This is a genomic window from Bacillus cereus group sp. BfR-BA-01310, from assembly GCF_022664325.1.
GTDB lineage: Bacteria > Bacillota > Bacilli > Bacillales > Bacillaceae_G > Bacillus_A > Bacillus_A paramycoides.
Genome location: NZ_JAKUHD010000001.1, coordinates 340,567 through 359,669, shown reverse-complemented (window position 1 = coordinate 359,669; position 19,103 = coordinate 340,567). Strand labels below are relative to the sequence as shown.

Below are 19,103 nucleotides of genomic sequence, written 5' to 3'. Positions count from 1 at the left end.
AAAGGAAAGGTGATATATATGACAACACAAGTAGTAAACGTTATTGGCGCAGGTCTTGCAGGAAGCGAAGCAGCTTATCAAATTGCAAAACGTGGTGTCCAAGTAAAATTATATGAAATGAGACCAGTGCGACAAACACCAGCTCATCACACAGATAAATTTGCTGAATTAGTATGTAGTAACTCACTACGCGCAAACACATTAACAAATGCTGTTGGTGTTATTAAAGAAGAAATGCGCCTAATGGATTCTGTCATTATTCGTGCAGCTGATGAGTGCTCTGTACCAGCAGGAGGTGCTTTAGCTGTAGACCGTCATGAATTCGCGGCGAAAGTGACTGAATATGTGAAAAATCATCCGAACGTAACTGTAATGAATGAGGAAATCACTGAAATTCCAGAGGGACCAACTGTTATTGCGACAGGTCCACTTACGTCTCCAAATCTTTCTGCACAATTAAAAAAACTAACAGGTGAAGATTATTTTTATTTCTATGATGCTGCAGCGCCAATCGTTGAGAAGGACAGCATTGATATGAATAAAGTATATTTAAAATCTCGTTATGATAAAGGTGAAGCGGCATATTTAAACTGTCCAATGACAGAAGAAGAGTTCGATCGCTTTTATGAGGCTTTAATTGCTGCTGAGACAGTGCCTTTAAAAGAATTTGAAAAAGAAATTTTCTTTGAAGGTTGTATGCCAGTAGAAGTTATGGCAAGTAGAGGAAGACAGACGTTAGTATTTGGACCGATGAAGCCTGTTGGGTTAGAAGATCCGAAAACAGGGAAAACACCATATGCGGTTGTTCAGTTACGTCAAGATGATGCAGCAGGAACATTATACAATATTGTAGGCTTCCAAACACATTTAAAGTGGGGGCCACAAAAAGAAGTGTTACAGCTAATTCCAGGACTAGAAAACGCAGAGATTGTACGTTATGGTGTAATGCATCGTAATACGTTTATTAATTCGCCTAATTTGCTTCGTCCAACATATCAATATAAACAACGTAATGATTTATTCTTCGCTGGTCAAATGACTGGGGTAGAGGGTTATGTTGAATCAGCAGCATCAGGATTATTAGCGGGTATTAACGCTGCTCGACTTGTACAAGGTGAAGAGCCAGTTGTATTACCACCTGTAACTGCAATGGGAAGTATGGCAAATTATATTACTGCGACAAATGCGAAAAACTTCCAGCCAATGAATGCAAACTTCGGTTTATTTGCACCGTTAGAGAAGAAAATTAAAAAGAAACAAGAGCGAAATGAAGCATATGCTACACGCGCTTTAGAAACAATTCAAAATTTTGTAAATATTTAATTAAATTTCTTGCAAAGGCTACTAAGTTGTGATACGATTTAGTAGCCTTTATTGAGGTGAGTTATATGGATGTGAATGTGAAGAAATTGTTACAATTATTCGTTGGATATTTACAAATTGAAAGAAATTATTCAAAATATACAATTGCAAGTTATCAAAATGATTTAGAACATTTTGTGCAATTTATGGAGCGAGAAGGCATATCCTCTTTTTTAGATGTTACATACGCGGATGTTCGTTTATACTTGACGACGTTGCACGATGAAAAGTTAGCCCGTAAATCTGTCGCAAGGAAAGTATCAAGCTTAAGAAGTTTATATCGTTTTTTGATGCGTGAAGGTTATCAAAAAGATAATCCGTTTGCACTTGCGTCACTCCCCAAGAAAGAATTGTCAATCCCAAAGTTTTTATATGCTGAAGAGTTAGAGGAATTGTTTGAAGTTTCTGATACAGAGACGCCATTAGGTCAAAGGAATCAAGCTTTATTAGAGTTGATGTATGCAACTGGGATTCGTGTAAGCGAATGCGTTAATTTGCAACTTACCGACATTGACTTTGCAGTGGGAACAATTTTAGTGATGGGAAAAGGGAAAAAACAAAGATATATTCCGTTCGGAAGCTATGCACAAGATGCTTTAATTACTTATATAGAGAACGGGAGAAAACAGTTAGCTCAAAAGACTGAAGAACAATCTCATATGGTATTTTTAAATGCGAAAGGTAAGCCGTTAACAGATCAGGGTGTACGTTATGTTTTGAACGAACTCATTAAGAAGGCTTCACTTACAATGCGGATAAATCCCCATATGTTAAGGCATACATTTGCTACACATATGTTGGATGAAGGAGCGGATTTACGTACTGTGCAGGAGCTATTAGGTCATGAGAATTTGTCGACGACACAAATTTATACGCATGTCTCTAAAGAAAGATTGCGTTCTGTGTACATGAAGCATCACCCGCGGGCATAAATTGCTTTTAAAGCTATAAAAACATATAAAGGAGTTTTTTCTATGGGAAATTTCCACGCTACAACGATATTTGCAGTTCATCATAATGGAGAATGTGCAATGGCTGGAGATGGTCAGGTAACGATGGGGAATGCTGTTGTAATGAAACATACAGCTCGCAAAGTTCGCAAACTTTTCCAAGGGAAAGTTTTAGCTGGTTTTGCAGGCTCAGTTGCTGATGCATTTACTCTTTTTGAAATGTTTGAAGGAAAATTAGAAGAGTATAATGGCAACTTGCAGCGCGCTGCAGTTGAGATGGCGAAACAATGGCGTGGTGATAAAATGTTACGTCAGCTAGAAGCAATGCTCATTGTAATGGATAAAACAACGATGCTCCTTGTTTCAGGTACAGGAGAAGTAATTGAACCAGATGATGGTATTTTAGCAATTGGTTCAGGTGGACATTATGCACTTGCTGCTGGTCGTGCTTTAAAGCAACATGCAAGTGAACATTTAACAGCGAAACAAATTGCGAATGCCAGTTTAGAAATTGCAGGCGATATTTGTGTTTATACGAATCACAACATAATTGTTGAAGAATTGTAGAATCGTAAGGGAGGCATTTTATATGCATTTACATTTTACTCCGCGTCAAATTGTGGAAAAATTAGATCAATACATCATCGGTCAAAAAGATGCAAAGAAAGCGGTTGCTGTAGCTCTACGAAATCGATACCGTCGCAGTAAATTAGCTGAAAATTTACGTGATGAAATTGCACCTAAAAACATTTTAATGATTGGACCGACAGGTGTTGGTAAAACAGAGGTAGCACGGCGAATGGCGAAACTCGTTGGAGCACCTTTTATTAAGGTTGAAGCGACGAAATTTACAGAAGTTGGATATGTGGGTCGAGATGTAGAGTCGATGGTCCGCGATCTTGTTGAAACATCCGTTCGTATCGTGAAAGAGGAAATGGTAGTTAAAGTTCAAGATAAAGCGGAAGAGCAAGCGAATCAACGTCTTGTTGAAATTTTAGTGCCGAGTCCGGAGAAACAATCTGGATTTAAAAATCCATTAGAAATGCTTTTTGGTGGTACTCAAAATTCAAACCAAACATCTGATGCACAGGAAGATGTTGAAATCGAAAAGAAACGTCAAGATGTGGAAAGAAAGCTTGCGGCAGGCCTTCTTGAAGATGAAGTGGTATCGATCGAAGTGACGGAACAACAGTCTTCTATGTTTGATATGTTGCAAGGAACTGGCATGGAGCAAATGGGAATGAATTTCCAAGATGCACTAGGAAGTATCATGCCGAAAAAAACGAAAAAACGTAAACTTTCTGTAAAAGAAGCAAGAAAACTCTTGACAAATGAAGAGGCACAGCGCTTAATTGATATGGATGAAGTTACACAAGAGGCTGTTTATCGTGCTGAACAGCTCGGGATTATTTTTATCGATGAAATTGACAAAATTGCTGGTAAGCAGTCGAATAGCGTAGATGTATCGCGTGAAGGTGTGCAACGTGACATTTTACCGATTGTAGAAGGATCGAATGTTGCAACAAAATACGGATCAGTAAAAACGGATTATATTTTATTTGTTGCAGCTGGAGCGTTCCATATGTCTAAACCGTCGGATTTAATTCCGGAATTGCAAGGGAGATTTCCGATTCGAGTAGAGTTAACAAAATTATCAGTAGATGATTTTGTTAAAATATTAATCGAACCTGACAATGCGTTAATTAAACAATATATGGCATTATTAGCGACTGAAGGTATAGAAATTGAATTTTCAGACGAAGCTATTCGTAAGATTGCTGAGATTGCTTATCAAGTTAATCAGGATACAGATAATATTGGAGCGAGAAGACTCCATACTATTATGGAGAAGCTCCTTGAAGATTTATCGTTTGAAGCATCTGAAATTACGTTAGAGAAAATAACGATAACACCTCAATATGTTGAGGAAAAATTAGCGACAATTGCTAAAAATAAAGATGTGAGCCAGTTTATTTTGTAATAGTGTCATCAGGTGACTCGCCCTAGTTTCCAAGTGATGAAAAAATATGTAAGTAACATGTAGGAGGAACTTTTGAAATGGAATTATTAGCAAAAACGAGAAAATTAAATGCGTTATTACAGAGCGCAGCAGGAAAGCCTGTAAACTTTAGAGAGATGTCTGACACAATGTGTGAAGTAATTGAAGCGAACGTGTTCGTTGTAAGTCGTCGCGGTAAATTATTAGGATATGCGATTCACCAACAAATCGAGAACGAACGCATGAAGCAAATGCTTGCAGAGCGTCAATTCCCAGAAGAGTACACACAAAGCTTATTCAACATTACAGAAACATCTTCTAACTTAGATGTGAACAGTGCTTACACAGCATTCCCAGTAGAAAATAGAGAATTATTCGGTCAAGGTTTAACTACAATCGTACCAATCGTTGGTGGCGGTGAGCGCCTAGGTACACTAGTCTTAGCTCGTCTGGGTCAAGAGTTCTTAGACGATGATTTGATTCTTGCTGAATACAGCTCAACTGTTGTAGGTATGGAAATCTTACGTGAAAAAGCAGAAGAAATCGAAGAGGAAGCACGTAGTAAAGCTGTTGTTCAAATGGCGATTAGCTCATTATCTTACAGTGAGTTAGAAGCAATCGAGCATATCTTCGAAGAATTAAATGGAACAGAAGGTTTACTTGTTGCAAGTAAAATTGCTGATCGCGTAGGAATTACTCGTTCTGTAATCGTAAATGCACTACGTAAATTAGAAAGTGCTGGTGTTATTGAGTCTCGCTCTTTAGGTATGAAAGGAACATACATTAAAGTGCTAAACGACAAGTTTCTACAGGAACTTGCTAAATTAAAAACAAACTAATTTATAAAAAAACTCTCCTCGGTTGAGGAGAGTTTTTTGTTTTTTAAGAGAATGATTTTGCTTACGTAAGGCGTCATGACAACGTTCATTAGAAAACTATTAATTAACCTTCAATTCCTTGCTTAAAGGAATTGAAGGTTGGTAATACTAGAATTTGAGCGTGAAAAAAAGAAAGTTTTACATTGTTCGCATTTTCGACTTGATTGTAATATTTCAGTATGATATAGTAAGCAGTGGTGTCAGTACAAAGTACACACGTTTACTGATTTAAGTGTTGGTGCTACGTTCGTAGTTTCGCTTAGAGATGAAGTAAACGGAGGATATCAAAAACCATTTAGGAGGAACTAAATTATGTCAGTAATTTCTATGAAGCAATTGCTTGAAGCTGGTGTTCATTTCGGACATCAAACTCGTCGTTGGAACCCAAAAATGAAGCGTTACATTTTCACAGAGCGTAACGGTATCTACATCATCGACTTACAAAAAACTGTGAAAAAAGTTGAGGAAGCTTACAGAACGATGCGTGACATCGCTGCTGAAGGTGGAGACATTTTATTCGTAGGTACTAAAAAACAAGCACAAGAAGCTATTAAAGAAGAAGCAACTCGTGCTGGTATGTACTTCGTTAACCAACGTTGGTTAGGTGGAACTTTAACAAACTTCCAAACAATCCAAAAGCGTATCAAGCGTCTTAAAGACATCGAAAGAATGCAAGAAGATGGTACTTTCGAAGTACTTCCTAAGAAAGAAGTTGTTCAACTTAAAAAAGAGTTAGAGCGTCTTGAGAAATTCTTAGGCGGTATTAAAGATATGAAAGGTCTTCCAAGTGCATTATTCGTAGTAGACCCTCGTAAAGAGCGTATTGCAGTTGCTGAAGCACGCAAATTACACATTCCAATCATCGGTATCGTTGATACAAACTGTGATCCAGACGAAATCGATCACGTTATCCCAGCAAACGATGATGCAATTCGTGCTGTAAAACTTCTTACATCTAAAATGGCAGACGCGATCCTTGAAGCAAAACAAGGTGAAGAAACTGTTACTGCGTAACAAATTTGGAAAGGTGATAAGGGGTTCGGCCTTTTATCACCTTTTTTAAGGTATAAACACCTTTATAAAAGGTATAAATACATATTTTAGGAGGATGAAAAATATGGCAATCACTGCACAAATGGTAAAAGAACTTCGTGAAAAAACTGGCGCAGGTATGATGGACTGCAAAAAAGCTTTAACAGAAACTAACGGCGACATGGAGAAAGCAATTGACTTCTTACGTGAAAAAGGTATTGCGAAAGCTGCTAAAAAAGCAGACCGCATCGCTGCTGAAGGTTTAACTTTCATCGAAACAAACGGTAACGACGGTTTAATCTTAGAATTAAACTCTGAAACTGACTTCGTTGCGAAAAACGAAGGTTTCCAAGCTTTAATTAAAGAATTAGCTGCTCACTTATTAGCTAACAAACCAGCTAACGTTGAAGAAGCTATGGCTCAAACAATTGAAGGTGGCAAAACAGTAGAAGAGCACATCAATGAAGCAATCGCTAAAATTGGTGAAAAACTTACACTTCGTCGTTTCGAAATCGTATCAAAAACTGATGCAGATGCATTCGGTGCTTACCTACACATGGGTGGACGCATTGGTGTATTAACAGTTCTTGAAGGTTCTACTGACGAAGCAGCTGCTAAAGATGTAGCAATGCACATTGCAGCAGTTAACCCTAAATACATCGACCGCGATGCTGTAACAGCTGAAGAAGTTGAGCATGAGCGTCAAGTATTAACACAACAAGCTTTAAACGAAGGCAAGCCTGAAAAAATCGTTGCAAAAATGGTAGAAGGCCGTCTTGGCAAATTCTTTGAAGAGATTTGCTTACTTGACCAAGCATTCGTTAAAAACCCTGATATGAAAGTTCGTCAATTCGTTGAGTCTAAAGGCGGAACATTAAAAGGATTCGTTCGCTACGCTGTTGGTGAAGGTATCGAAAAACGCGAAGACAACTTTGCTGAAGAAGTAATGAACCAAGTAAAAGGTAACAACTAATACAGATTAGGGAACACATTGTGTTCCCTTTTTTAAAATAAAGATGTAAGCAATTGGAGGTTCATTATGAGTACACCGAAATATAATCGTGTCGTTTTAAAGCTGAGCGGAGAAGCTTTAGCTGGCGAGCAAGGATTTGGAATTAACCCGGCTGTTATTAAGTCAGTTGCGGAACAAGTGAAAGAAATTGCAGAACTTGATGTAGAGGTTGCTGTTGTTGTTGGTGGCGGTAACATTTGGCGTGGGAAAATTGGAAGTGAAATGGGCATGGATCGTGCAGGAGCAGATTACATGGGCATGTTAGCAACAGTTATGAATTCATTAGCTCTTCAAGATAGCTTGGAGAACATTGGAATTCAAACTCGCGTACAAACTTCAATTGAGATGCGTCAAGTGGCAGAGCCTTACATTCGTCGTAAAGCAATCCGTCACTTAGAGAAAAAACGTGTTGTTATCTTTGCAGCAGGTACTGGTAACCCATACTTCTCTACAGATACAACAGCAGCATTACGTGCAGCGGAAATCGAAGCGGACGTTATTTTAATGGCGAAAAACAATGTAGATGGCGTATATAGTGCAGATCCATCTATTGACCCAACAGCTACGAAATACGAAACACTTACTTACTTAGATGTATTAAAAGAAGGTTTAGGTGTAATGGATTCTACAGCTTCTTCTTTATGTATGGATAATGATATTCCATTAATTGTATTCTCGGTTATGGAAAAAGGTAATATTAAACGTGCCGTTTTAGGCGAAAATATTGGAACAGTTGTAAGGGGGAAATAAATATGGGACAACAAGTATTGAAGTCTTCAAATGAAAAAATGGAAAAAGCAGTTGCTGCTTATTCTCGTGAATTAGCAACAGTTCGCGCTGGTCGTGCAAGCTCGTCTGTATTAGATAAGGTACAAGTTGATTACTATGGTGCACCAACACCAGTTGTGCAATTAGCGAACATTACAGTTCCAGAAGCGCGTTTACTTGTAATTCAACCTTATGATAAAACTTCTATCGGTGATATTGAAAAAGCAATTTTAAAAGCAGATTTAGGCTTAAACCCTTCTAATGATGGAACTGTAATTCGTATTGCATTCCCTGCATTAACAGAAGAGCGTCGTCGTGATCTTGTAAAAGTTGTGAAAAAATATGCTGAAGAAGCAAAAGTTGCTGTTCGTAACGTACGTCGTGATGGTAATGACGATCTTAAGAAGCTTGAAAAAGCTGGCGAAATTACAGAAGACGATTTAAGAGGATATACTGAAGATATCCAAAAAGAAACAGATAAATATATTGCAAAAGTTGACGAAATCGCAAAAAACAAAGAAAAAGAAATCATGGAAGTGTAATAGCGATAACTTCGCAAATATGACCCTCTTCTTAAGGGGGTCTTTTTACACTTTTAGGCATACGTCTGCTTGTTGGAGGGTATGAATGATGTTTAAAAAGTTTCCTTTTTTTAAAGCTAAAAAGGTCACATCGTTTGATCATCTCATTGAAGAAGTGAAAAAAGGATATATCCCAGAACATATTGCTATTATTATGGATGGTAATGGAAGATGGGCGAAGAGAAGAGCGATGCCTCGCATTGCTGGACATCATGAAGGCATGCAAGTTGTGAAGAAAATTACAAAATTTGCAAGTAAACTTGGTGTGAAAGTATTAACTCTTTATGCTTTTTCGACTGAGAACTGGAAAAGACCGAAAAAGGAAGTTGATTATTTGATGAAACTTCCAGAAGAATTTCTAGGTACATTTTTACCAGAATTGATTGAAGAAAACGTACAAGTCCGAGTAATAGGGCAAAAAGATCGTCTCCCTACGCATACGCGCAGAGCGATGGAAAAAGCCATGGAAGATACGAAAGAGAATACGGGATTAATTCTTAATTTCGCGTTAAACTATGGAAGTCGAGATGAAATCGTTTCTGCTGTGCAACATATGATGAAAGATAGTGAGGAAGGAAAAATTCGTACTGAAGAAATAAATGAAGAAATAATTTCTTCTTACTTAATGACGAGTTCTTTACCTGATCCAGAGTTGTTAATCCGTACAAGCGGAGAACTACGTATTAGTAATTTCATGTTATGGCAAATTGCTTATTCAGAATTTTGGTTTACAGATGTGTATTGGCCAGATTTTACCGAGGAACATTTGCTAAATGCGATTACAGACTTTCAGCATAGAGGGCGCAGATTCGGAGGCGTGTAGAAAGAGAGGGTTTGGTAGTGAAACAGAGAATTATTACTGGAGTGATTGCTGCCGCGCTATTCATTCCCATCGTAATTTACGGTGGTGTGCCTTTTACAGTTTTAGTGTATGCACTTGCTTCTATAGGTTTATATGAATTAATTCGTATGAACAAGCTTACGCTTATTTCGGTACCGACAGTTTTAGCTGCAGTATTATTGTGGGTTATTTTAATTCCAAGTAGTGCATCAGAGCTGTTTACATGGATTGGATTAGGTAAATTAGAAATCACATTTGTGATTGTTTTATTACTTTTATCATATACAGTCCTTTCTAAGAATACATTTACTTTTGACAATGCTTCATTTTTACTTATGGCAACGACATATGTTGGAATGGGATTCTTATATTTAAATGAAACGAGAATATTGGGAATCAAATATGTGTTCTGTGCACTATTTGTCATTTGGGCAACTGATTCAGGTGCATATTTCATAGGAAAAGCATTTGGAAAAAGAAAATTGTGGCCAGAAATTAGTCCGAATAAAACGATTGAAGGTTCATTAGGCGGTATTGTTTGTGGAATTGTTGTTGCACTTGTTTACAACATGTTCTTCCCAGTTGAAGCGAATATAGGAGTTTTAATCGTTCTGACGATTATCATTTCTATTTTTGGACAAATTGGTGATTTAGTGCAATCTGCATTTAAACGCCATTATGGTGTAAAGGATTCAGGTACAATTTTACCTGGGCATGGTGGTATATTAGATCGAACAGATAGTTGGTTATTTGTGTTACCAATTCTATACTTCTTATTACAATATAATTAATAAATGAACGAGGGGTTGGAGTCATGAAAAACATTAGTTTATTAGGTGCAAGCGGATCAATCGGTACACAAACATTAGATGTGTTACGCTCGCACCCAGACCAATTCCGTCTCGTTGCTTTTTCTGTAGGGAAAAATGTTGACTACGCAGTAAAGGTAATTCAAGAATTTTCTCCGCAAATTGTCTCTGTGCAAAGAGAGGAAGATGTTTTAAAATTACAAGCTGTTTCTGGTAATACAAAAGTCGTATATGGTAGCGAAGGCTTATTAGAAGTAGCGTTACACCCAGATACAGAAATTGTAGTGAATGCTGTAGTAGGTAGCGTAGGGTTGTTACCGACACTCCGCGCAATTGAGGCAAAAAAAACAATTGGAATTGCAAACAAAGAAACTTTAGTAACTGCAGGGCATCTTGTAATGGAAGCAGCACGAAAACATAACGTGTCGTTACTTCCGGTAGATAGTGAACATTCAGCTATTTTTCAATGCTTGAATGGTGAAAATGAAAAAAGGATCTCTCGACTAATTATCACTGCTTCAGGCGGAAGTTTTCGTGATAAAACGAGAGATGAATTGCATCATGTGACCGTAGAAGATGCGCTTCGTCATCCAAACTGGTCAATGGGTTCGAAAATTACAATTGATTCTGCTACAATGATGAATAAGGGGCTAGAAGTAATTGAAGCACACTGGCTTTTTGGTATCCCTTATGAGCAAATCGATGTTGTTCTACATAAAGAAAGTATTATTCATTCTATGGTTGAATTTGAAGATCGTAGTGTAATGGCGCAGCTTGGCTCACCTGATATGCGAGTACCAATTCAATACGCGCTTACATATCCCGATAGATTACCTCTTTCAGACACGAAACAGTTAAATTTATGGGAAATGGGAACATTGCATTTTGAGAAAATGAATCAAGAACGTTTCCGTTGTCTACGTTTCGCGTATGAAGCTGGAAAAACAGGTGGAAGTATGCCAGCTGTAATGAATGCGGCAAATGAAGTAGCTGTTGAAGCTTTTTTACAAAAGAGAATTGGTTTCTTAACGGTTGAAGACCTCATTGAAAAAGCAATGCACCATCACAATGTCATTGCGCGTCCGAGCTTAGAGGAAATTCAGGAAATTGATGCAGCCACAAGACGGTTTGTGATGGAACAAATTTAGCAAAGGTGGTTATGGAATTGAATACAGCGATTGCCTTTATATTAATTTTCGGTGCACTCGTATTTTTCCATGAGCTAGGGCATCTATATTTCGCAAAAAGAGCAGGTATTTTGTGCCGCGAGTTTGCGATTGGTTTTGGTCCGAAAATATTCTCATTTGAGAAGAATGAAACGGTGTATACGATTCGATTACTGCCCCTTGGTGGCTATGTAAGAATGGCTGGCGAGGATGCGGATACAGTTGAGTTAAAGCCCGGGAAAAAGGTTGGCCTTGTATTAAATGAAAAAGACGAAGTTGTGAAATTAGTTTTTGACGGACATGAAAAATATCCAAATGTTCGTGTCATTGAAGTCGAACAAGCTGATTTAGAACACAATCTTACAATTTCGGGATATGAAGAGTACGAGGAAGAGCAGCAAACATTCCGAGTGAATGAAAAAGCTCGTATCATTTCTGCGGGAGAAGAAATCCAAATCGCTCCGTATAATAGACAATTTGGCTCTAAAAAGTTGGGCCAACGTGCTCTAACAATTTTTGCAGGTCCTGCAATGAACTTTATTCTAGCATTTGTTATTTTTGTGATTCTAGGATTTGTACAAGGAGTTCCTGTTGACAAACCGATGGTCGGAAAAGTAATGGAGAATAGTGCTGCAGAACAAGCTGGATTAAAAGAAAATGATACAATTCAAGCGATTAATGGGAAGAACACTAGTACATGGAAAGATGTTGTATCAATTGTTCGTGAAAACCCAAATAAAGAAATTACGTTACAAGTAAAGCGTGATAGTGAGCAATTTAATGTAAAAGTAACACCAACGGTTGATAAAGAAGGAAAAGAAGAAGTTGGTAGAATTGGTGTTTACTCTCCTGTAGAGAAAACAGTGATGGGTTCTATTAAATCAGGATTTGAGCAAACGTACCAATGGACGAAACTAATTTTTGATTCTCTTGTGAAATTAGTAACGGGTCAATTTTCTATTAATGAGTTGTCAGGTCCAGTAGGAATTTATAATCTAACAGATCAAGTTGTAGAGTATGGATTTACGCGTGTACTAAGTTTAGCAGCAGTTTTAAGTATTAACCTTGGTTTATTTAATTTATTACCAGTCCCAGCTTTAGACGGTGGACGTTTGTTCTTCTTCTTAATTGAAGCGTTAAGAGGCAAACCGATTGATCGTCAAAAAGAAGGAATGGTTCACTTTATTGGTTTTGCATTATTAATGTTGCTTATGTTAGTTGTAACATGGAATGACATCCGTAAGTTTTTCTTGTAAAATAAGATGAAGTTTATAATGAAATAAAGCTCGTAGAATAAAATCCCTCACCTAACTCGAGGTGAGGGGTTTTACTGCGTGTAAGAGTAAAATGAAGAGGTGCGAATCAATGAAACAAAGTATGGTATTCAGTCCTACATTACGTGAAGTTCCAGCCGATGCTGAAATTAAGAGTCATCAATTATTACTTCGCGCAGGGTTTATGCGTCAAAATGCTTCAGGTATTTATAGTTTTCTACCATTTGGTCTAAAAGTATTACACAAAGTAGAACGTATTGTTCGTGAAGAAATGGAGCGCGCAGGAGCTGTAGAATTATTAATGCCAGCTATGCAAGCTGCAGAATTATGGCAAGAATCAGGTCGTTGGTATTCTTACGGATCTGAATTAATGCGTATGAAAGATCGTAACGCTCGTGAATTTGCATTAGGGGCGACACATGAAGAAGTAATTACTGATCTTGTACGTGATGAAGTAAAATCATATAAAAAATTACCGTTAACACTATATCAAATTCAAACAAAGTTCCGTGATGAGCAAAGACCACGTTTCGGTTTATTACGCGGAAGAGAATTTTTAATGAAAGATGCATATTCTTTCCATGCAACACAAGAAAGTTTAGATGAAGTATATAGCCGTTTATACGAAGCGTATTCTAATATCTTTGCTCGTTGTGGTTTGAATTTCCGTGCGGTTATTGCTGATTCTGGAGCAATGGGCGGAAAAGATACACATGAATTTATGGTATTATCAGATGTTGGTGAAGATACAATTGCATACTCTGATACATCTAATTATGCAGCGAACATTGAAATGGCTCCTGTTGTAGCTACGTATACGAAGAGTGACGAAGCAGAAAAGGCACTTGAAAAAGTAGCAACACCAGATCAAAAAGCAATTGAAGAAGTATCTGCATTCTTAAACATTGAAGCGGAAAAGTGCATTAAGTCTATGGTATTTAAAGTAGACGAGAAATTAGTAGTTGTACTTGTTCGTGGTGATCATGAAGTAAACGATGTAAAAGTGAAAAATGTATACGGCGCTTCAGTTGTTGAACTTGCTTCTCATGAAGAAGTAAAAGAATTATTAAATTGTGAAGTTGGTTCATTAGGACCGATTGGTGTGACAGGCGATGTAGAAATTATTGCTGACCATGCTGTAGCATCAATTGTAAACGGATGTTCAGGAGCGAACGAAGAAGGGTTCCATTATGTAAATGTAAATCCAGAACGTGACTTTAAAGTAAGTCAATATACAGATTTACGTTTCATCCAAGAAGGAGATCAATCTCCAGATGGAAACGGAACAATTCTTTTCGCACGTGGCATTGAAGTTGGTCATGTATTCAAATTAGGAACTCGTTATAGTGAAGCGATGAACGCAACATTCCTAGATGAAAACGGAAAAACAAAACCACTTATTATGGGTTGTTACGGTATTGGTGTATCTCGTACAGTGGCAGCAATTGCAGAGCAGTTTAATGATGAGAACGGTCTAGTTTGGCCAAAAGCTGTTGCACCGTTCCATGTGCATGTAATTCCAGTAAATATGAAATCTGATGCACAACGTGAAATGGGTGAAAACATCTACAACTCATTACAAGAGCAAGGATACGAAGTATTACTAGATGATCGTGCAGAACGTGCAGGTGTTAAATTTGCAGATGCAGATTTATTCGGCCTTCCAGTTCGCGTTACAGTTGGTAAAAAAGCAGATGAAGGTATTGTAGAAGTGAAAGTACGTGCTACAGGCGAGTCTGAAGAAGTGAAAGTAGAAGAACTTCAAACATATATTGCAAATATTTTAAAATAAGAAGAGGTACCTCGTAATGAGGTACCTTCTCTTTCTTTGTAAACGTATTTTGTAAAAGAAGAAGGTAGAAATCTTTCTTTGTAGTACGTTTCAATTTATAATAGCAAATGGAAGGAGAGTGCTTATGTCATTAACAAATGAACAACAAGAGCGATTTCAAATTTTGCTCCAGCAGTTGCAAATACCAGAAGACCTTATAAATCAATATTTACATGGCGGTGGTATTGAAAAGCTAGTTATTGATAAAGCGAATAAAAGCTGGCATTTTGACTTACAAGTGCCACGTATTTTGCCGACAGAATTATATGAATTGCTAGAAACAAAGCTTAAGCAATCATTTTCTCATATTGCAAGAACAACATTTGCATTAGAAACAGAGAATAAACAATTTACAGAAGAAGAAGTTAAAGCGTATTGGCCGCTTTGTACGGAACGAATTACATTTTCACCTATGTTCGCATACTTAAAGAAGCAACTTCCGCAGGTCAATGGCGTGAAGTTACTATTAAATGTGAATAATGAACTGGAATCTACAGCCTTAAAGAAAAACGTTGCGAAACCAGTAGGTGATCAATACGAAGCTTTTGGATTCCCACGTTTTCAGTTAGACACACATATCAAGCAAAATGCAGAAGAGATGCAAAAGTTTCGTGAGCAAACTCAGCAAGAAGACCGTCAGCGTGTTATACAAGCTATGGAAGAAATGGCGAAGAAGCAGGCTGAAGAAAGCAGTGTTGTGCATGAAGGACCGATTGTACTCGGGTATCTTATTAAGCCAGATGAAGAGATTACACCGATGCGAGAAATTCAAGATGAAGAAAGAAGAAAAACGGTTCAAGGGTATGTCTTCCATGTAGAAACAAAAGAGCTTCGTAGTGGCCGTACGTTATTAACCTTAAAAATAACAGATTATACGGATTCTATTATGATCAAAATGTTCTCTCGTGATAAAGAAGATATTCCAATGCTACAATCCTTGAAAAAAGGAATGTGGGTGAAAGCACGTGGTTCTGTTCAAAATGATACATTCGTTCGAGATTTAGTAATGATTGCAAATGATATTAATGAAATAACAGGGCCGTCTCGTAAAGATAAAGCGCCAGAAGGCGAAAAACGTGTAGAGCTTCACCTTCATACTCCAATGAGCCAAATGGATGCTGTTACTCCTGTTTCTAGGCTTGTTGCTCAAGCAGGTAAATGGGGGCATGAGGCTATTGCAGTTACAGACCATGCTGTTGCGCAGTCATTCCCAGAAGCATATTCTGCTGGTAAAAAGGCTGGAGTTAAAGTTATATACGGTGTAGAAGCAAATTTAGTTAATGATGGTGTACCGATCGCTTATAACGAAGCACATCGTCTACTTGCAGAAGAAACATATGTTGTCTTTGACGTTGAGACAACAGGATTATCTGCTGTATATGACACAGTCATTGAGTTAGCTGCTGTAAAGGTAAAAGGTGGCGAAATTATTGATCGCTTTGAATCTTTCGCAAATCCTCATCAACCATTATCGGCGACGATTATTGAATTAACAGGTATTACTGATGATATGTTAACTGATGCACCAGAAGTGGCCGAAGTGTTTAAGAAGTTTGAGGAATGGATGGGTGACCATACACTTGTTGCTCATAACGCAAGCTTCGATATGGGATTCATTAATGTCGGCTTTAAAAAGGCCGGGCTAGAAAAAACGAAAAATCCAGTTATTGATACGTTAGAACTTGCACGGTTCTTATTCCCGGAAATGAAAAATCATCGGTTAAATACGATGTGTAAAAAGCTTGATATCGAATTAACGCAACATCACCGTGCGATTTATGATACAGAAGCAACGGGATATTTACTTGTGAAAATGTTAAAAGATGTGATTGAAAAGGGATTTGAATATCACGATCAACTAAACGATAGTATGGGGCAAGGGGATGCATATAAACGTGGGCGTCCAAGTCATATGACATTACTTGCCACATCAGACGTTGGATTGAAAAATTTATATAAACTTGTTTCCTATTCTCATCTGAATTACTTTTACCGTGTACCACGTGTACCACGATCATTATTAAAAAAATATCGCGAAGGTATATTAGTAGGCACGGCTTGTGATAAAGGTGAAGTGTTTGAAGCGATGATGCAAAAAGCACCTGAAGAGGTAGAAGAAATTGCACAGTTCTACGACTATATTGAGGTTATGCCTCCAGAAGTGTTACGTCATTTAGTAGAACGTGAGCTTGTCCGAGATGAAGGACAATTAAAAACAATTATTTCTAACTTAGTAAAACTAGGTGAGACGTTAGATAAACCAGTTGTTGCTACGGGGAATGTGCATTATTTAGATCCAGAAGATGCGATGTATCGTAAAATTTTAGTAAGTTCACAGGGCGGAGCAAATCCGTTAAATCGCCATTCATTACCGCCTGTACATTTCCGTACAACAGATGAAATGCTAGATTGTTTTTCATTCTTAGGTGAAGATACAGCGAAAGAAATTGTTGTAACAAATACACAAAAGATTGCATCATTAATTGGTGATGTTCATCCAGTAAAAGATGATTTATACACACCGAAAATTGAAGGTGCCGATGATGAAACACGTGAAATGAGTTATAAAATGGCGCGTAGTATTTATGGTGAAGAATTACCGGAAATTGTAGAGGCCCGTCTGGAAAAAGAATTGAAAAGTATTATTGGGCATGGATTCGCCGTTATTTATTTAATTTCGCATAAACTTGTGAAAAAGTCGTTAGTAGACGGCTATCTAGTAGGTTCGCGTGGATCGGTAGGATCATCATTTGTTGCAACGATGATGGAAATTACAGAAGTAAACCCATTACCACCGCACTATGTATGTCCAAAGTGTAAACAATCAGAGTTCTTTAATGACGGTTCTGTAGGTTCTGGTTTTGACTTGCCAGATAAAGAATGTCCAACATGTAATGTTTCATACGTGAAAGATGGACATGATATTCCGTTCGAAACGTTCCTTGGATTTAAAGGAGATAAGGTGCCCGATATCGATTTGAACTTCTCCGGAGAATACCAACCGCGTGCTCATAACTATACGAAAGTACTGTTCGGTGAGGATTATGTATACCGTGCTGGAACAATTGGTACGGTTGCAGAAAAAACCGCTTATGGGTATGTAAAAGGTTATGCTAATGATCATAACTTAACAATTCGAAATGCAGAGATCGATCGCTTAGTAGCGGGATGTACGGGAGTAAAGCGTACAACCGGACAGCATCCAGGTGGTATTATCGTTGTGCCAGATTACATGGATATTTTCGACTTTTCGCCAATTCAGTTTCCCGCTGATTCAATAGGGGCTGAGTGGAGAACAACGCACTTTGACTTCCATTCCATTCATGATAATTTATTGAAGCTTGATATATTAGGACACGATGATCCGACCGTTATTCGTATGCTTCAAGATTTAAGTGGTATTGATCCGAAAACAATTCCAACGGATGATCCGGAAGTAATGAAGATTTTCTCAGGTCCAGAATCTTTAGGAGTAACGGAAGAACAAATTAACTGTAAAACAGGTACACTTGGTATACCAGAGTTTGGTACGAAATTCGTAAGACAAATGTTAGAAGAAACGAAACCAACGACGTTTTCAGAGCTTGTCCAAATTTCTGGACTGTCCCATGGTACAGATGTATGGCTAGGTAATGCGAACGAATTAATTTATAACGGTACGTGTACACTGAGTGAAGTTATCGGTTGTCGTGATGACATCATGGTATATTTAATTTATCAAGGCTTGGATCCATCATTAGCCTTCAAAATCATGGAGTCGGTGCGTAAAGGTAAAGGTGTACCAGAAGAGTGGGAAGAGGACATGAGAAATAACAATGTACCAGGTTGGTATATTGATTCATGTAAGAAGATTAAATATATGTTCCCTAAAGCCCATGCTGCTGCCTACGTACTTATGGCTGTACGTATCGCATACTTTAAAGTACATTTCGCACTTTTATTCTATGCGGCATACTTTACAGTTCGTGCAGATGACTTTGATGTAGAGGCGATGGCGAAAGGTTCAGCATCCATACGTGTAAGAATTGATGAAATTGCACAAAAAGGATTGGATGCAGCGCCGAAAGAGAAGAGTTTATTGACGGTGCTAGAAATGACACTTGAAATGTGTGAGCGTGGCTACTCATTCCAAAAGGTTGATTTATATCGCTCGCATGCAACCGAATTTATTATTGATGGGGATACTTTAATTCCTCCATTTAATGCAGTGCCTGGTCTTGGTACAAACGCAGCTTTCAGTATTGTTGAAGCTCGTAAAAATGGTGATTTCTTATCAAAAGAAGACTTACAGCAACGTAGTAAGGTTTCTAAAACGATTATTGAGTATTTAGATAGTCAAGGTTGTCTAGGAGATTTACCGGATCAAAACCAATTGTCACTGTTCTAATAGGTAGGAAAAGTCTTTGCAAATCAACATTTGCTATGGTATACTATAAACCGAGATAACCATGTCATGTATATTTTGTGAAAAAGAGAGTGGGGAAACCCACTCTTTCGTGTTACTATCTACATTTTATTTCTGTAGATAGTAAAGATATTTCTGTCGTATATACATATTTTGTTACAAGTTTTACTTCTTAAATTTGGTAATACTAAGACA

15 protein-coding genes are annotated in these 19,103 nt (G+C 37.8%); all 15 read left to right on the top strand.

Annotated elements, in window-relative coordinates:
* Window positions 1–18: 18 nt before the first annotated feature.
* The 15 genes from trmFO (at window position 19) to MR109_RS01720 (ending at window position 18,890) form a co-directional block, all read left to right on the top strand.
* Window positions 19–1,323, top strand: a complete 1,305-nt coding sequence (gene trmFO, locus MR109_RS01790) for an FADH(2)-oxidizing methylenetetrahydrofolate--tRNA-(uracil(54)-C(5))-methyltransferase TrmFO (RefSeq protein ID WP_242270746.1) — start codon at window positions 19–21, stop codon at window positions 1,321–1,323.
* 71 nt (window positions 1,324–1,394) lie between these two features.
* Window positions 1,395–2,294 carry a tyrosine recombinase XerC gene (gene xerC / locus MR109_RS01785; RefSeq protein ID WP_082147959.1) on the top strand — a complete coding sequence of 300 codons (900 nt, stop codon included), beginning with the start codon at window positions 1,395–1,397 and terminating at the stop codon, window positions 2,292–2,294.
* Between the two features lie 42 nt (window positions 2,295–2,336).
* Window positions 2,337–2,879 carry an ATP-dependent protease proteolytic subunit HslV gene (gene hslV / locus MR109_RS01780; RefSeq protein WP_002173095.1) on the top strand — a complete coding sequence of 181 codons (543 nt, stop codon included), beginning with the start codon at window positions 2,337–2,339 and terminating at the stop codon, window positions 2,877–2,879.
* Window positions 2,880–2,901: 22 nt separating this feature from the next.
* Window positions 2,902–4,293 (top strand): ATP-dependent protease ATPase subunit HslU, encoded by a 1,392-nt coding sequence (gene hslU / locus MR109_RS01775; protein ID WP_002173094.1) that lies wholly within the window; start codon window positions 2,902–2,904, stop codon window positions 4,291–4,293.
* Window positions 4,294–4,370: 77 nt separating this feature from the next.
* Window positions 4,371–5,150: a GTP-sensing pleiotropic transcriptional regulator CodY gene (gene codY / locus MR109_RS01770; protein WP_000421290.1), complete on the top strand. Its 780-nt coding sequence runs from the start codon at window positions 4,371–4,373 to the stop codon at window positions 5,148–5,150.
* A gap of 351 nt (window positions 5,151–5,501) precedes the next feature.
* Window positions 5,502–6,203: a 30S ribosomal protein S2 gene (rpsB, locus tag MR109_RS01765; protein ID WP_000111485.1), complete on the top strand. Its 702-nt coding sequence runs from the start codon at window positions 5,502–5,504 to the stop codon at window positions 6,201–6,203.
* Window positions 6,204–6,306: 103 nt separating this feature from the next.
* Complete coding sequence (tsf, locus tag MR109_RS01760; protein ID WP_001018579.1) at window positions 6,307–7,194, top strand: translation elongation factor Ts; 888 nt, start codon at window positions 6,307–6,309, stop codon at window positions 7,192–7,194.
* 66 nt (window positions 7,195–7,260) lie between these two features.
* On the top strand, window positions 7,261–7,983 hold the full coding sequence (pyrH, locus tag MR109_RS01755; RefSeq protein ID WP_002173093.1) for a UMP kinase: 723 nt from the start codon (window positions 7,261–7,263) through the stop codon (window positions 7,981–7,983).
* 2 nt (window positions 7,984–7,985) lie between these two features.
* Window positions 7,986–8,543 (top strand): ribosome recycling factor, encoded by a 558-nt coding sequence (frr, locus tag MR109_RS01750; RefSeq protein ID WP_000531505.1) that lies wholly within the window; start codon window positions 7,986–7,988, stop codon window positions 8,541–8,543.
* An 85-nt stretch (window positions 8,544–8,628) separates the two neighbouring features.
* On the top strand, window positions 8,629–9,405 hold the full coding sequence (gene uppS, locus MR109_RS01745; RefSeq protein ID WP_002173092.1) for an isoprenyl transferase: 777 nt from the start codon (window positions 8,629–8,631) through the stop codon (window positions 9,403–9,405).
* A 17-nt stretch (window positions 9,406–9,422) separates the two neighbouring features.
* Window positions 9,423–10,214, top strand: a complete 792-nt coding sequence (gene cdsA, locus MR109_RS01740) for a phosphatidate cytidylyltransferase (RefSeq protein ID WP_002173091.1) — start codon at window positions 9,423–9,425, stop codon at window positions 10,212–10,214.
* Between the two features lie 23 nt (window positions 10,215–10,237).
* Complete coding sequence (gene dxr, locus MR109_RS01735) at window positions 10,238–11,380, top strand: 1-deoxy-D-xylulose-5-phosphate reductoisomerase (RefSeq protein ID WP_002173090.1); 1,143 nt, start codon at window positions 10,238–10,240, stop codon at window positions 11,378–11,380.
* Between the two features lie 17 nt (window positions 11,381–11,397).
* Entirely contained in the window at window positions 11,398–12,654 is a 1,257-nt protein-coding gene (gene rseP, locus MR109_RS01730; RefSeq protein WP_002173089.1) for an RIP metalloprotease RseP, read from the top strand.
* A gap of 109 nt (window positions 12,655–12,763) precedes the next feature.
* Window positions 12,764–14,464, top strand: coding sequence for a proline--tRNA ligase (locus MR109_RS01725; protein WP_002173088.1), 1,701 nt, complete (start codon window positions 12,764–12,766; stop codon window positions 14,462–14,464).
* Window positions 14,465–14,588: 124 nt separating this feature from the next.
* The gene (locus MR109_RS01720) at window positions 14,589–18,890 is read left to right on the top strand and encodes a PolC-type DNA polymerase III (protein ID WP_002173087.1); all 4,302 of its coding nucleotides are present in this window, start codon (window positions 14,589–14,591) and stop codon (window positions 18,888–18,890) included.
* Window positions 18,891–19,103: the final 213 nt, after the last annotated feature.

Bases quoted from the DNA above. Each gene is read 5' to 3' on its own strand.
- rpsB (WP_000111485.1), top strand. From the start codon at position 5,502: ATGTCAGTAATTTCTATGAAGCAATTGCTTGAAGCTGGTGTTCATTTC.
- MR109_RS01720 (WP_002173087.1), top strand. From the start codon at position 14,589: ATGTCATTAACAAATGAACAACAAGAGCGATTTCAAATTTTGCTCCAG.
- tsf (WP_001018579.1), top strand. From the start codon at position 6,307: ATGGCAATCACTGCACAAATGGTAAAAGAACTTCGTGAAAAAACTGGC.
- codY (WP_000421290.1), top strand. From the start codon at position 4,371: ATGGAATTATTAGCAAAAACGAGAAAATTAAATGCGTTATTACAGAGC.
- frr (WP_000531505.1), top strand. From the start codon at position 7,986: ATGGGACAACAAGTATTGAAGTCTTCAAATGAAAAAATGGAAAAAGCA.
- dxr (WP_002173090.1), top strand. From the start codon at position 10,238: ATGAAAAACATTAGTTTATTAGGTGCAAGCGGATCAATCGGTACACAA.
- MR109_RS01725 (WP_002173088.1), top strand. From the start codon at position 12,764: ATGAAACAAAGTATGGTATTCAGTCCTACATTACGTGAAGTTCCAGCC.
- trmFO (WP_242270746.1), top strand. From the start codon at position 19: ATGACAACACAAGTAGTAAACGTTATTGGCGCAGGTCTTGCAGGAAGC.
- hslU (WP_002173094.1), top strand. From the start codon at position 2,902: ATGCATTTACATTTTACTCCGCGTCAAATTGTGGAAAAATTAGATCAA.
- hslV (WP_002173095.1), top strand. From the start codon at position 2,337: ATGGGAAATTTCCACGCTACAACGATATTTGCAGTTCATCATAATGGA.
- uppS (WP_002173092.1), top strand. From the start codon at position 8,629: ATGATGTTTAAAAAGTTTCCTTTTTTTAAAGCTAAAAAGGTCACATCG.
- pyrH (WP_002173093.1), top strand. From the start codon at position 7,261: ATGAGTACACCGAAATATAATCGTGTCGTTTTAAAGCTGAGCGGAGAA.